Annotated in this window: 11 protein-coding genes and 1 tRNA gene; 3 read left to right on the top strand and 9 right to left on the bottom strand. The window is 73.2% G+C overall.

What is annotated here, in order from left to right:
• Positions 1-5: 5 nt before the first annotated feature.
• The 4 genes from IE98_RS0111795 to IE98_RS0111780 form a co-directional block, all read right to left on the bottom strand.
• Positions 6-1,298, bottom strand: coding sequence for a homoserine dehydrogenase (locus tag IE98_RS0111795; RefSeq protein WP_030268010.1), 1,293 nt, complete (start codon positions 1,296-1,298; stop codon positions 6-8).
• A gap of 129 nt (positions 1,299-1,427) precedes the next feature.
• The gene (lysA, locus tag IE98_RS0111790) at positions 1,428-2,822 is read right to left on the bottom strand and encodes a diaminopimelate decarboxylase (protein ID WP_030268009.1); all 1,395 of its coding nucleotides are present in this window, start codon (positions 2,820-2,822) and stop codon (positions 1,428-1,430) included.
• 89 nt (positions 2,823-2,911) lie between these two features.
• Positions 2,912-4,573: an arginine--tRNA ligase gene (gene argS / locus IE98_RS0111785; RefSeq protein WP_030268008.1), complete on the bottom strand. Its 1,662-nt coding sequence runs from the start codon at positions 4,571-4,573 to the stop codon at positions 2,912-2,914.
• A gap of 82 nt (positions 4,574-4,655) precedes the next feature.
• Positions 4,656-5,135, bottom strand: coding sequence for a response regulator (locus IE98_RS0111780; protein WP_043173968.1), 480 nt, complete (start codon positions 5,133-5,135; stop codon positions 4,656-4,658).
• Between the two features lie 153 nt (positions 5,136-5,288).
• On the opposite strand from IE98_RS0111780, the gene IE98_RS0111775 reads away from it, so the two are divergent.
• Both IE98_RS0111775 and IE98_RS0111770 read left to right on the top strand, forming a co-directional pair.
• Positions 5,289-5,360 (top strand) — tRNA-Arg (locus IE98_RS0111775).
• 150 nt (positions 5,361-5,510) lie between these two features.
• Entirely contained in the window at positions 5,511-6,050 is a 540-nt protein-coding gene (locus IE98_RS0111770; RefSeq protein WP_030268006.1) for an SRPBCC family protein, read from the top strand.
• A gap of 51 nt (positions 6,051-6,101) precedes the next feature.
• On the opposite strand, the gene IE98_RS0111765 is transcribed toward IE98_RS0111770, so the two are convergent.
• Together IE98_RS0111765 and IE98_RS0111760 are read right to left on the bottom strand one after the other, a co-directional pair.
• On the bottom strand, positions 6,102-7,271 hold the full coding sequence (locus IE98_RS0111765) for a low temperature requirement protein A (protein ID WP_159400890.1): 1,170 nt from the start codon (positions 7,269-7,271) through the stop codon (positions 6,102-6,104).
• A gap of 109 nt (positions 7,272-7,380) precedes the next feature.
• Entirely contained in the window at positions 7,381-8,166 is a 786-nt protein-coding gene (locus IE98_RS0111760; protein WP_052390421.1) for a GntR family transcriptional regulator, read from the bottom strand.
• A gap of 128 nt (positions 8,167-8,294) precedes the next feature.
• Between IE98_RS0111760 and IE98_RS44485 the strand changes: the two genes are divergently transcribed.
• Positions 8,295-8,909: an ATP-binding protein gene (locus IE98_RS44485; protein ID WP_159400889.1), complete on the top strand. Its 615-nt coding sequence runs from the start codon at positions 8,295-8,297 to the stop codon at positions 8,907-8,909.
• On the opposite strand, the gene IE98_RS0111750 is transcribed toward IE98_RS44485, so the two are convergent.
• The 3 genes from IE98_RS0111750 to IE98_RS0111740 all read right to left on the bottom strand — a co-directional run bounded on the left by IE98_RS0111750 (position 8,879) and on the right by IE98_RS0111740 (position 13,398).
• On the bottom strand, positions 8,879-9,691 hold the full coding sequence (locus IE98_RS0111750) for a trypsin-like serine peptidase (protein WP_052390419.1): 813 nt from the start codon (positions 9,689-9,691) through the stop codon (positions 8,879-8,881). The genes IE98_RS44485 and IE98_RS0111750 overlap by 31 nt on opposite strands.
• Before the next feature lie 166 nt (positions 9,692-9,857).
• Positions 9,858-11,369, bottom strand: coding sequence for an MFS transporter (locus IE98_RS0111745; protein WP_063748907.1), 1,512 nt, complete (start codon positions 11,367-11,369; stop codon positions 9,858-9,860).
• Between the two features lie 316 nt (positions 11,370-11,685).
• On the bottom strand, positions 11,686-13,398 hold the full coding sequence (locus IE98_RS0111740) for a DUF885 domain-containing protein (RefSeq protein WP_030268000.1): 1,713 nt from the start codon (positions 13,396-13,398) through the stop codon (positions 11,686-11,688).
• Positions 13,399-13,600 lie beyond the last annotated feature (202 nt).

The raw sequence follows: 13,600 nt of genomic DNA, 5'->3' as shown, positions 1-13,600 counted from the left end.
GTCGATTACTCCCCTTCGACCCGCATGATGCTGGCCACGTCGCGCACGCTGTCCAGCGCGCGGAGCTTGTCGACCGTCGCCGACAGCGCGGCGTCGGTGGCGCGGTGGGTGACCACGACGAGCGAGGCGTCGCCGTCGCGGCCCTGCTGGCGCACGGTGTCGATGGAGACGCCGTGCTCGGCGAAGACGGACGCCACCTGGGCGAGCACGCCCGCGCGGTCGTCGACGTCCAGGCTCACGTGGTAGCGGGTGACGACCTCGTCCATCGGCTTGGCCGGCAGCCTGGTGTACACCGAGTCGCCCGGGCCTGTGGCGCCGGCCAGCTTGTTGCGGCAGACCGCGACCAGGTCGCCGAGGACGGCGGAGGCGGTGGGCGAACCGCCGGCGCCCGGGCCGTAGAACATCAGCCGGCCGGCCGCCTCGGACTCCACGAACACCGCGTTGTAGGCCTCGCGGACGGAGGCCAGCGGGTGCGACAGCGGGATCATCGCCGGGTGGACGCGGGCGGTCACCGACTCGCCGTCGGCGGAGCGCTCGCAGATCGCCAGCAGCTTGACCACGCAGCCCATCTGCTTCGCCGAGGCGATGTCCGCGGCGGTCACCTCGGTGATGCCCTCGCGGTAGACCTCGGCGGCGGTGACCCGGGTGTGGAAGGCGATGCCGGCCAGGATCGCGGCCTTGGCGGCGGCGTCGAAGCCCTCGACGTCGGCGGTCGGGTCGGCCTCGGCGTAGCCCAGGGCGGTGGCCTCCTCCAGCGCCTCGGAGTACCCGGCGCCGGTGGTGTCCATCTTGTCGAGGATGAAGTTGGTGGTGCCGTTGACGATGCCCAGCACCCGGTTGACCTTGTCGCCGGCCAGCGACTCGCGCAGCGGGCGGATCAGCGGGATCGCACCGGCCACCGCGGCCTCGTAGTACAGGTCGACACCGGCCGCGGCGGCCTTCTCGTGCAGCTCCGCGCCGTCCTGGGCGAGCAGCGCCTTGTTGGCGGAGACCACCGAGGCGCCGTTGGCGAAGGCCGACAGGATGTGCTGTTTGGACGGCTCGATGCCGCCGACCACCTCGACCACCACGTCGATGTCGCCGCGGTTGACCAGGGCCTCCGCGTCGGTGGTGATCAGGTGCTCGGGCACCCCGGGGCGCGGGCGGCCGGCCCGGCGCACGGCGATCCCGGCGAGTTCGACCGGTGCGCCGATCCGCGCGGCGAGGTCGTCGGCCGTCGTCGTCATGATGCGCGCCACCTCGGAGCCCACCACACCACAGCCCAGCAACGCCACCTTCAGCGGGCGCGTACGCATCATCCGACTCCGCTCTGCATTCTCGGTCTCCGCCGGGCAATTCACGGTGCCCGACGATATTCGGTCTCTACCAGTCTCCGGGACTTTCCGCACGGATCTACGGCCGGTCCATGATCTGAGACAAGGATTTCGTCAGCCGATATCCAGACGCAGGAGATCCTCCTCCGTCTCGCGCCTGACGATCACCCGGGCCGCTCCGTCCCGGACGGCGACCACGGGGGGCTTGAGGGCGTGGTTGTAGTTGCTGGCCATCGACCGGCAGTACGCACCGGTGGCCGGCACCGCGATCAGGTCCCCGGCGGCCAGGTCGGCCGGCAGGAAGGCGTCGCGGACCACGATGTCGCCGGACTCGCAGTGCTTGCCCACCACGCGGACCAGCATCGGCTCGGCGTCGCTGGTGCGGGAGACCAGCGCGACGGAGTACTCGGCGTCGTACAGCGCGGTGCGGATGTTGTCCGACATGCCGCCGTCCACGCTGACGTAGGTGCGCAGGCCGTCCAGCGGCTTCACCGTGCCGACCTCGTACAGGGTGAAGGCGGTCGGGCCGACGATCGCGCGGCCCGGCTCCACCGAGAGCCGCGGTGCGGCCAGGTTCGCGGCGGAGCACTCGCGGCGGACGATCTCCGCCAGCGAGGCGGCGATCTCGGCGGGCTCCCGCGGGTCGTCGTCGCTGGTGTAGGCGATGCCGAGGCCGCCGCCGAGGTCGATCTCGGGCAGTTCGAGGCCGTGCTCGTCGCGGATCTCGGCCAGCAGGCCGACCACCCGGCGGGCCGCCACCTCGAAGCCCGCCGTGTCGAAGATCTGCGAGCCGATGTGCGAGTGGATGCCGCGCAGCTCCAGGGCCTGCGGGTGGGCGAGCACCCGGCGGACGGCCTCGGCCGCGGCGCCGCCGTTCAGCGACAGGCCGAACTTCTGGTCCTCGTGCGCGGTGGCGATGAACTCGTGGGTGTGCGCCTCGACGCCGACCGTGATCCGGATCAGCACCTTCTGGCGGACGCCCTGCCGCTCGGCGACCGCCGCCAGCCGCTCGATCTCGTCGTACGAGTCGACGACGACGTGGCCGACCCCGGCCTTCACCGCCTGCTCCAGCTCGTGCACCGACTTGTTGTTGCCGTGCAGCGCGAGGCGCTCCCCCGGCATTCCGGCGGCCAGCGCCACCGCCAGCTCGCCGCCGCTGCAGACGTCGAGGTTCAGGCCCTCCTCGTGCAGCCAGCGGACGACCGCCTTCGAGAGGAAGGCCTTGCCGGCGTAGTAGACGTCCGCGTCCGCGCCGAAGGCGTCCCGCCAGGCGCGGGCCCGGGCCCGGAAGTCCGCCTCGTCCATCAGGTAGGCGGGGGTGCCGAACTCGGCCGCCAGCGCCTTCACGTCGAGGCCGCCGACGGTCACCACGCCGTCGTCGTTGCGGGCGACGGTCCTCGACCACACCTTCGGGTCGAGCGCGTTCGGGTCGCTCGGCGGGGCGAGGTAGTGGCCCTCGGGCAGCACGTCGCCGTGGCGGGGGCCTGCGGGGTGGGCGGAGCGGCTCATCTGTGGCTACTTCCTTGGCTTATGGCGAGGGGCGGCGCACGGTCTCCTTCGACCGTCCGCCGCCCCCGTCGTGCGCATGGGGGTCGTGCTTACATCCGCTCGGGGGCGGAGACGCCGAGCAGCGTCAGGCCGTTGGCGAGCACCGTTCGCGTCGCCTCGACCAGCCAGAGGCGCGCACGGTGCGTGTCCGTGAGCTCCTCGTCGCCCTTCGGCAGGAACATGCAGTTCTCGTACAGGCGGTGGTATTTGCCCGCAAGGTCCTCCAGGTAGCGCGCGACCCGGTGGGGCTCGCGCAGCTCGCCGGCCGTGGCGATGACGCGCGGGAACTCGCCCAGCGCGCCGAGCATGTCGCTCTCCCACTGGGTGGCGAGCAGCTCCGGCTTGAAGTCCTCGGCCGCACCCTTGTCGACGCCGAGCTCGGCGGCCTTGCGCGCGACGCCGCACATCCGGGTGTGCGCGTACTGCACGTAGAAGACCGGGTTCTCGTTCGACTGGCTGGTGACCAGGTCGATGTCGATGGTGATGGTGGAGTCGGTGGAGGAACGCGCCAGCATGTACCGCGCCGCGTCCACGCCGATCCAGTCGACGACGTCGTCGATGGTGATGATGTTGCCGGCGCGCTTGGAGAGGCGGACCTCCTGGCCGTCGCGCAGCATCTTCACGAACTGGCCGATGCGGACCTCGATGTTGCGGTCCATGTCGTCGCCGGCGCAGGCCGCGATGGCCTTGAGCCGGTTGACGTAGCCGTGGTGGTCGGCGCCGAGCATGTAGACCGAGACCTCGGAGCCGCGGTCCCGCTTGCTCAGGTAGTAGGCGGCGTCGGCGGCGAAGTAGGTGGTCTCGCCGTCGGCCTTGATCAGGACGCGGTCCTTGTCGTCGCCGAAGTCCGTGGTGCGCAGCCAGATGGCGCCGTCCCGGTCGAAGACGTGGCCCTGCTCGCGCAGCCGGTCGATGGCCTGCTCGACGGCGCCCGAGTCGTGCAGCGACTTCTCCGAGAACCAGGTGTCGAAGTGCACCCCGAACTCTTCCATCGACCGCGTGATCTCGGCGACCATGAGCTTCAGGCCCTCGGTCCGGAAGACCTGGAGCTGCTCGTCCTCGGACAGGTCGAGCACGCCGGGCACGCCGTCGGTGATCGCCTTGGCGATGTCCGCGATGTACTCGCCGACGTAGCCGTCCTCCGGGACGGGCTTGCCGTTGGCGACCGCCTGCAGCGACCGCGCGAACTTGGTGATCTGCACGCCGGCGTCGTTGAGGTAGTACTCGGTGGTGACGTCGGCACCGGTGGCGCGCAGGACGCGGGCCAGCGAGTCGCCGACGGCCGCCCAGCGGACGCCGCCGATGTGGATCGGGCCGGTCGGGTTGGCCGACACGAACTCCAGGTTGATGGTCAGGCCCTTGAGGGCCTCGTTCCGGCCGTACGCCTGGCCGGCCTCGACCACCGTGCGGGCCAGCAGGCCCTGGGCGGCGGCGTCGAGGGTGATGTTCAGGAAGCCCGGACCGGCGATGTCGACCTTCGCGACGCCGGTGGTCTCTCGCAGGCGGGCGGCCAGCAGTTCCGCAACGGCTCGCGGCGGCATGCCTGCCGGCTTCGCGAGCTGGAGGGCCACGTTGGTGGCGTAGTCACCGTGGTCCCTGTTCTTGGGCCGCTCGACCGTCACGTGCTCGGGCACGGCGACGGCCAGCTCGCCCGCCTCGACGGCGGCGCTCACTGCGGCCTGGACTGCCTGGGAAAGCTCTGCGGGTGTCACGACGCCAAGCGTAGGCGAGACGGGGTGCCCGTCCGCCACTCGGTTTGCCGGTTGAGACGCGTTGCACCAGGGAGCGGGACCGTCAAGGGCGATCTGTTCGCCGAGAGCGGAATGCCGCGGAGTGTTCGGGGCGCTCGCCGCCGAAAGCGTAACCGGACGGGCCGTCGCCGCCGACCGCGCCGCCGGGGCCCTGCTGCAGCAGCCGGCGCACCAGGGCGACCAGGTCCGCCGGGTCGAAGGGCTTGGCCAGATAGCCGTCCACGCCGACGGACTCGCCGCGGTCGAGGTCGGCGGGGGTGCAGGCGCTGACGATCGCGATGGGCAGCGCCCGGGTCTCGGCGGAGGCGCGCAGTCGGGCGGCGGTCTTCAGGCCGTCGAGCCGCGGCATCACCACGTCCAGCGTCACCACGTCGGGGCGCACCCGGCGGACGACCTCCAGGCACTCGGCGCCGTCGGCGGCGGTGACCACCTCGAAGCCCTCCAGCTCGAGGTTCACTCTGATCAGCTGGCGGATCACCTCGCTGTCGTCCACCACGAGGACCCGCCCGGACGTTCCCGGCACATCACCGAGGGTAGCCGCGCGCCCACCCCCGCGTCCGGCCTTTCCCCACTTCCACCCCCTCAGGTACGGCCGCGCCGCCCCGCGAAACCCGTGCACGGATCACCCGTCGGGCCTGGTAGTGTTCTCCACGTCGCAGCAAGCGACGGCCGAGAGGCCCCCGTAGCTCAGGGGATAGAGCACCGCCCTCCGGAGGCGGGTGCGTAGGTTCGAATCCTACCGGGGGCACTTCCCAGCAAGTGCACGTGCAAGGCCCGGGTCCACAGGACCTGGGCCTTCGTCGTGTTCCGGGCCGGACGGGAACCCCGGACTGAGTGCCCGTCAGGCCCTCGGGCAGACTCGGCCGTACACCGTGGTTCGGACGGCGGAGGGGGCGGCATGCGGTACGCGGACGGGCCCGTGGCACGGGGCGAGGTCGAGGTGGGGGCGGCTCCGGCACGGGTCTGGGAGCTGGTGACCGACATCGGGCTGCCGGCCCGGCTCAGCCCCGAGCTGCACCGGGTGGGGTGGCTCGGCGGGGCAGGGGAACCCGCACTGGGGGCGCGCTTCGAGGGCTTCAACCGGCATCCGGTGGCGGGCGACTGGCGGACGGTCTCGCAGATCGTCGAGTTCGACGCCGAGCGGGTCTTCGGCTGGGCCGTCCTGGACGCGGACGGCCGGTACGGCGAGGCCGCGGACGACCCCGCGGACCGGATGGCCACCTGGCGGTTCGAGCTGGCGCCGGAGGGTGACGGCACCCGGCTGCGGCACTCCGTTCGGATCGGGCCCGGCCGCTCCGGGATCAGCCCCTGGATCGACCGGATGCCGGAGCGGGAGGAGCAGTTGGTGGCCGGGCGGCTCGACGAACTGCGCACCGGCATCGAGGCCACCCTGGCCGGGGTCAAGGCCCTCGCCGAGGGCGCCGCCGACCGTCCGTAGCCCGGGCGGGCACCGGCCGGCCGCTGCGACCGGGTCGCACCGCACCCGCGGTCAGGCCGGCCGGGCGCGGTGGACGCGGTGCTTGACCAGCAGGGTGAGGGCGAGGACCTCGGCGGCGCCGCAGAGGACGGCGGCCCAGGCCGGCAGCAGCAGGGCGCCGGGCACCAGCAGGACGGCCGTCAGCACCAGGCAGGGGCCGTACCAGCCGAGGACCGCGCGGGTCGGCTCGCCGTAGCGCAGGGCGATCGCCGCGTTGGTCGTGTAGAAGCCCAGCACGCCTGCGCAGAGCGCCCAGTCGGCGCCGGACGGCAGGGGGTGCGAGGGTTCGGCGACGGCGGTGCCGAGGGCGGCGGCGAGCAGGGTGACCGCGGCGACCAGGAAGTACGGCAGGTACATCACGGTGTCGCGGATGATCCGGTGGGCCTTTCCGGCCTGGGCGCGGCCGAGGCCGCGTGCGGCGACGGTCGTGCCCCAGACGAAGAAGACCGCTGCGAGTTCGGCGACCAGCAGGAAGGCGGCGAGGGCGGCCGCGCCGGAGGCCGCGGTGAGGTGGTCGGCGAAGGTCGCGACGACGGTGAAGACGCTCTCGCCGAGGACGATCACCACGAACAGGGTGATCCGCTCGACCAGGTGCTCGATCGACAGCCGGGCGTAGAGGACGGTGCCGTACTCGCTGCGGATCGCCAGCAGGGCGATCTCCAGGGCGATGGCGATCCCCCAGAGGGCGAACCGCCAGCCGTCCGGGAGGACGGCGGAGACCGCCCACAGCGCGGCCGGGACGAGGCAGTAGGCCACCGGGCGCCAGAGCGGCAGCGCGGTCTCCCGGCGCAGGGCGGGCCGCAGCCACACCAGGAAGCAGACCACCCGCACCCAGGCGGCGCCGAGGGCGTAGAGCCAGGCGTGGCCGCCGAGCCCCTCGGGTGCGGCGGCGGCCATCACGCCGAGACCGGGCATGGCGGCGATCAGCATGGGCTGGCTGAGCGCGCGGTCGATGTCCCGGCCGGAGACGTTGACGGTGGCCATCAGGTTGACCCAGGCCCACCAGGCCGGGAAGAAGAGCACCAGGAACCTGCCGAACTCGGCGCCGCCCGGGTCGCCGTGCAGTCCGCGGGCGAGGATGGCCACGGTCACCACGAAGACCAGGTCGAAGAAGAGCTCGAACCAGTCCGCCCGGCGTTCCTCGGGCGCGGCTTCGGCGGGCGCGCTGTCGGCGGCGGTCACGGTGTGCGGCACCTCCCGTTGTCCCGGTGCCGGGAGTGTACGGGGCAACCGGCGCACGCAAGCGAGAACGCGCCCCCGGCGCGCGCGGGGTGGGGGCGAATGCCCCGGATCAGCGGAGGACGTCACTCTCCGGGGTGATTCCGGCGGGCACGCCGATCTCGTAGACCAGCCGGCTGCGCTCGGCGGCGAGGACGATGTCGGCGGTCTCCACGGGGAGGCCGCCGGCCCAGTGGGTGCGCTCGATGGAGAGCACGGTGGAGCCCAGCGCCACGCCCAGCGGGCCGGACTCGGCCTCCAGCACCGGGCGGGCGGTGACGTCCTCGGTGACCCGGGTGACGGTCAGGCCGATCCCGGCCATCCGTTCGACCACGCCGAGCCCGGCCAGCGGGCCGTACTCGGGCCGGGCGGCGACGGTGCCGCCGGTCAGGGCGAGCGGCTCCCAGCTGGTGGACAGCTGGGCGGGCCGGTCGGCGGCGAGGAAGACGTACTGGGTCTGCATGATCGGGTCGCCCTCGGCGATCCGCAGCCGGAGCGCGAGCGCGCCGGTCGCCCAGGTCTTCTGGGAGTCGTGCGTCCAGTGCGGGACGCCGCCGGGGCCGGGGTCGCGGCCCGCGCCGGCGAAGGGGCTGCCGGCCGCGTCGTAGCGTCCGCGGGGGATCCGGGCGGGCGCCGGGCGGCGGCGGACGTAGGTGCCGGAGCCGGGCCGGCCCTCGGTCAGGCCCTCGGAGTTGAGCACCCGCAGCGCCTGCCGGACGGGCTGCTCGGAGAGTCCGTGCTGGCGGCAGAGGTCGGCGATGCTCGGCATCCGCGCGCCGGGCTGGTGCTCGCCGGAGAGGATCCGCGAGCGCAGCACGTCGGCCAGTCGCAGATAGGCCGGTCGCCCCAACTCGCCCACGTCAACCCCCGTCTCACGGAATGTCGGATCAGCTTGACAACGCCGTACCCGAGCTTTCAAGCTCGCATTCGAGGTTGACGATGCGTGGTCGGCCGACTGCGGAGTGTCCGTCGGAGGGGTGCAGCAGCATGATGTGGATCGCCCGGTTCCCCGGTGTGCCCGAGTCCGTGCGAGCGGCGCGGCGGATGGTCCGCGACGCGCTCGAACCCTCGGCGCGGGCCGAGGACGCGGTGCTGGTCGTCTCCGAGCTGGTGACCAACGCGGTGATGCACAGCCGCTCCGGGGCGGGCGGCGCCCTGTGGGTGGAGGTCCGCCGCCGGCGCGGGGCCGTCCGCGTCTCGGTCACCGACGAGGGAACGGCGGACGACCGCCCGGCGCACCGGCCGCCGGTCGACGCGGGCGACTTCGGGCGGGGCCTGCGGATCGTCGACGCGCTGGCGGAGCACTGGGGGGCGGTCGGCGAGGCCGACGGGCGGCGCACCGTCTGGGCCGAACTGGCACCGGCCCGCCGGGATCCCTCCGGGCCGCAGGGCGCCGGGGCCGCCGACGGGGTCGTGGAGGCCGCCGCGGCACCGGCAGCCGTTCCGGTCGCTGCCGTTCCGGTCGCTGCCGTTCCGGTCGCTGCCGTTCCGGTCGCCGCCGTACCGGTCGCCGCGCTCCCGCCCGGTCCGCCGCCGCGCTGCCGGCTGTGCGGCACGGCGCTGCCGCCGCCTCAGGGCGCCGCGGTCACCGCCTGGCGGTAGAGGGTGGTCATGGTGTGGTCGAAGTACGAGCTGTAGGAGGTGTCGTCGGTGTCGCCGCCCTCCTGGTAGCCGCCGATGACGCCGATGACCTCACCGGTGCGGGTGCTGATCCAGGGCCCGCCGCTGGTGCCGCCGGGGTAGCCGGGGCAGTCGATGCGGCGCTGGGTGGCGGACTGCCGGGTGGTGGTGTCGGTGCACATCAGCGGCGCCTCGGCGCGGGCCGGGTAGCCGTAGAGGCGGACCTGCGAGGTGAAGGCGTCGTCCAGTCCGAGGGCGTTGCCGCCGACGACGTCCTCGATCCGGTGGCCGTCGGAGGCCGGGGCGACCCGGAGGATCGCGTAGTCGGTGTCCTCGTCGCGGTCCTGCGTCCAGCTGTCGGGGGCGTAGATCGCGGTGACCTTCCAGCTGCCGTACGGGGCGCTGCCGTCGCGGTAGGCGGGGACGAAGCTCAGGCCGTCGGTGCTGCCGACGCAGTGGGCGGCGGTGAGGACGAGGTCGCGGGTCGGGCTCTGCAGCACGCTGGCGGAGCAGAAGTGGTGGCCGGGCCCGACGTCTCCGCTGAACAGCGCGCCGACCCGGGCGGCCGAGGGGTCGGCGGGGGCGGTGCCGGTGGTGCCGAGGACGGGGGCGGCGTCGAGGACGGCCGTGACGGCGGGCGAGGCGGTGGCGGGCGAGCTGCCGAGGACGTGGGCGGCTGCGAGCAGTCCCGCCGTGGCGAGGGCCGCCGCCGGGGTGGCGAGCAGCGGCCGGAGCCGGGGGCGGGACGTGCGGGGGCTGCTCATCGGCGAACTCCTCCTGGCCGGGGGTGTCGGCTCCACTCTGGGCCGCCGGGCTGTGAACCGGGTGATCCGAAGGTGGGAAAGCGGTGAGAGATCCGTACACGATCGCGCCCCGGCCCCGGAGGAGTCCAGGGCCGGGGCGGCGTGTCGCCCGGGCCGGGGTGCGCCGTCAGTGCGGTTCGGCGGCGGGGCGGGCCGTGCTCGGGGCCGGTTCGGCCGCGGCGCGGGCCTCGTCGGGCGAGGGCCTGTGGTCGATCATCAGGAAGGCGATGACCGCGGCGACCAGCAGGATGCCCATGGCGACGGTGGTGGCGATCGCGTAGCCGTGCACCTGGCCCTGTTTGAGGATGTTCGGATCGGCCGCGTTGCGGGTGGCCAGCCAGGTCGCGGTGGCGCTGGCGGCGATGGTGTTGAGCAGCGCGACGCCGATCGAGCCGCCGACCTGCTGGGCGCTGTTGATGATGGCCGAGGCCGCGCCGGTCTCGTTCGGCGCGACGCCGAGGGTCGCCAGGCTCAGCGAGGGCATGAAGACCAGGCCCATGCCGAAGCCGAGCAGGATTTCGGCGGGCAGCACCATGGTCGCGTAGGGGCTGTCGACCTTCATCTGGGTCAGCCAGGCCATGCCGCCCGCGCCGAGCAGCAGGCCGGGGACGACGAGCGCCCGCGAGGGCACCCGGGTCATCAGGTTGGCCGCGATGCCGGTCGCGCTGATGATGATGGCCGCGGTCATCGGCAGGAAGGAGACGCCCGCCATGACCGGCGAGAAGCCCTTGACCACCTGCATGTAGTAGGTGAGGAAGAGGAACAGGCCGAACATGCCGATCACGGCCAGGCCGACGGCGATGGCGCCGCCGCCGCGGTTGCGGTCGGAGACGATGTGCAGCGGCAGCAGCGGGTGGTCGGTGCGGCGTTCGAAGAGGACGAAGACGAAGAGCAGCGCGACGCCGATGCACAGCGAGGACAGCACCAGCCAGTCGCCCCAGCCGCGGGAGACGGCCTCGGAGGTGCCGAACACGATCAGCAGCAGGCCGCCGCAGCCCAGGACGGCGCCGGGCAGGTCGAGCTTGACGCGGTGTCCCTTGGCGACGTGGTCGCGCTTGAGCAGCGCGGATGCGGCGAGGGCGGCGCCGATGGCGATCGGGATGTTGACGAACAGGCACCAGCGCCAGTTCAGGTACTCGGTGAGCAGGCCGCCCATGATCAGGCCGATCGCGGCGCCGCCGCCGGCGAGGGCACCGAAGATGCCGAAGGCGGTGGCGCGTTCCTTCGCGTCGGTGAAGGTGGTGGAGAGCAGCGACAGCGCGGAGGGTGCGAGGAGTGCGCCGAAGGCGCCCTGCAGGGCGCGTGCGCCGAAGAGCATCCAGGGTTCGGTGGCGAATCCGCCGATGGCGGAGGCCAGGGCGAAGCCCAGCAGGCCGATCAGGAAGGTGCGTTTGCGGCCGAAGAGGTCGCCGATCCGGCCGCCGAGGAGCAGCAGGCCGCCGAAGGCCAGGGTGTAGGCCGTGATGACCCACTGTCTGTTGCCGTCGGATATGCCCAGGTCCTTCTGGGCGGAGGGCAGGGCGATGTTCACGATCGTCGCGTCGAGGACGATCATCAGCTGGGCGATGGCGATGACTGCCAGGGCCCACCAGCGGCGGGGGTCGACCGCCTGCTCGTCCTGTGCGTGCTGGAGGGACACCGTGGGCCGCCTTCCGGAGGGGATGGTGGGAAGGGCGCACGCAGCGCTCCTCCCAGGGAATCTCTCGGGATGGCGAGGGGCAAGGTTTTTTGTCAGTAAATGTCTGAATTAGGACTAAAGTCCTAAACATCTCACCGCCCTCCGGCCGGTCCCCCGGCCGATCTGCGGTCGGTCTGCGGTCGGTCTGCGGTCGGTCTGCGGTCGGTCTGCGGTCGGTCTGCGGTCGGTCTGCGGCACGGTGACGGGTCGCACCGGCCCGCCGCGGCGGCGGACCGGGCCGGTGCGACCCCGGGCGCGGGGATCCGGCCGGCGGCGGTCAGAGCGCGGACAGCTCCGCGACCAGGTCGTCGAGGCCGAGCGAGCCCTGCGACAGCGCGGCCATGTGCCAGGCCTTGAGGTCGAACTCCTCGCCGCGGGCCTCGGCGGCGGCCCGGGCGGCGGCGCGGCCGGTCAGCCAGGCGCGCTCGCCCAGCTTGTAGCCGATCGCCTGGCCGGGCATGCCGAGGTAGCGGACGAGCTCGCTGTCCAGGAAATCGGCGGACAGGCCGCAGTACCGGCCGAAGAACTCCCGGGCGTCGTCGGGCAGCATCGCCTCGCCCGCCTTGAACGGGGAGTCCGCGGGGAAGTCCAGGCCGGCGTGCATGCCGATGTCGACGATGACCCGCAGCACGCGCATCATCTGCGCGTTGAGGTAGCCGAGCCGGTGGCCGGGGTCGGTGAGGTAGCCGAGCTCGTCCATCAGGCGCTCCGCGTACAGCGCCCAGCCCTCCAGGTTGGCGCTGACGCTGCCGAGGGTGACCTGGTAGGTCGAGAGCCGGTCGGCGAGGTGGGTCCACTGGGCGAGCTGCAGGTGGTGGCCGGGGACGCCCTCGTGGTACCAGGTCGAGACGAGGTCCCAGACCGGGAAGGACTCGCGGCCGAGGGTGGGCAGCCAGGTGCGGCCGGGGCGGGAGAAGTCGAGCGAGGGCTGGGTGTAGTAGGGCGCGGCGGCACTGCCGACCGGGGCGATCCGTGACTCGACCTTGAGCAGCGGCTCCGCGAGGTCGAAGTGGGTGCCCTGGAGGTCGGCGATGGCGCCGTCCATCAGGCCCTGGAGGTAGTCGCGGGCGTTCTCCTCGCCCTTGATCGCCGGGCCGTCGGTCTCCAGCCAGTGCATCGCCTCCATGGGGGTGGCGCCGGGCAGCACCTTCTCGGCCTCGGCGCGCATCTGGGCGTCCAGGTCGTGGAACTGCTCCCAGGCCCAGGCGTAGGCCTCGTCGAGGTCGAGGGCGGCGCCCGTCCAGTAGCGGACCCACCGGGTGTAGCGCTCGCGGCCGACGGTGTCCGGGGTGTCGGCGGCGGCCGGGCCGTAGACGTCGCGCAGCCAGTCGCGCAGCGCGGCGAGCGCGTCGGAGGCGGCGACGGCGGTGGCGGTCAGGCCCTCGCGCAGCGACTCGGGGGCGTCCTGCACGAACGCGCCGAACCAGCCGCCGGGGGCGTCGCCCTCCAGCCACTCGCCGATCTGGCCGACCACGGTGGTGACCTGGTGGGGGCCGGACAGCAGGCCGCGGTCGATCCCCTCGGCGAGGGTGGCGCGGTACTGGTCGAGCGCGGCCGGGACGCGGGCGAGGCGGCGGCCGATCAGCTCCCACTCCTGGTCGGTGCCGGTCGGCATGAGGGTGAAGACCTCGCGCACGTCGTGCACCGGCGAGCCGAGGTTGCGCACCGCGCGGTACTCCTCACCCGCTTCGTGCAGGTCGAGTTCGGCGGTGAGTCGCTCGCGGAGCAGGCGGGCACAGCGCCGCTCCGCCTCGTCGCCGGCCGCACCGGCGGCCTCGGCGGCGTCGAGTTCGGCGAGGGTGGTGCGGGCGAGATCGGCGAGCGCCGCGCGGCCGGCCGGTGAGAGGTCGGTGATGCGGTCGTCGTCCGGGTTGAGGCCGAGGTACACCGCGGTCAGCGGGTCGAGGTCGGCGAGGGCGTGGACGTAGGCGTCGGCGATACGGCGCGGGGTGGGGCCGTCGACAGCGGGGGTGATCGGTTCTTGGACCATTCGGCCATCCTGTCGCAGCATCCGGCGATTTCAAGACCCTTTCGGTGCGGGCTCGCACGATTGACGGAGGGTCTGCCGGGCCCGGTGCGGAGGGGTGTCACCGGGTGTGCGCGGGTCTGCGCCGAGGGTGTCCGGTGCGGGGCCGCGGGCCGGTCCGGCCCCGCACCGCACCGCATCGGCCCGGCCCGGCCCCGGTACGGCA

Origin of the sequence: Streptomyces sp. NRRL B-24484, assembly GCF_000717715.1 — a bacterium.
Lineage (GTDB): Bacteria > Actinomycetota > Actinomycetes > Streptomycetales > Streptomycetaceae > Kitasatospora.
The sequence above is the reverse complement of the archived record's forward strand: the minus strand, read 5'-3'. Positions and strand labels throughout refer to the sequence as shown.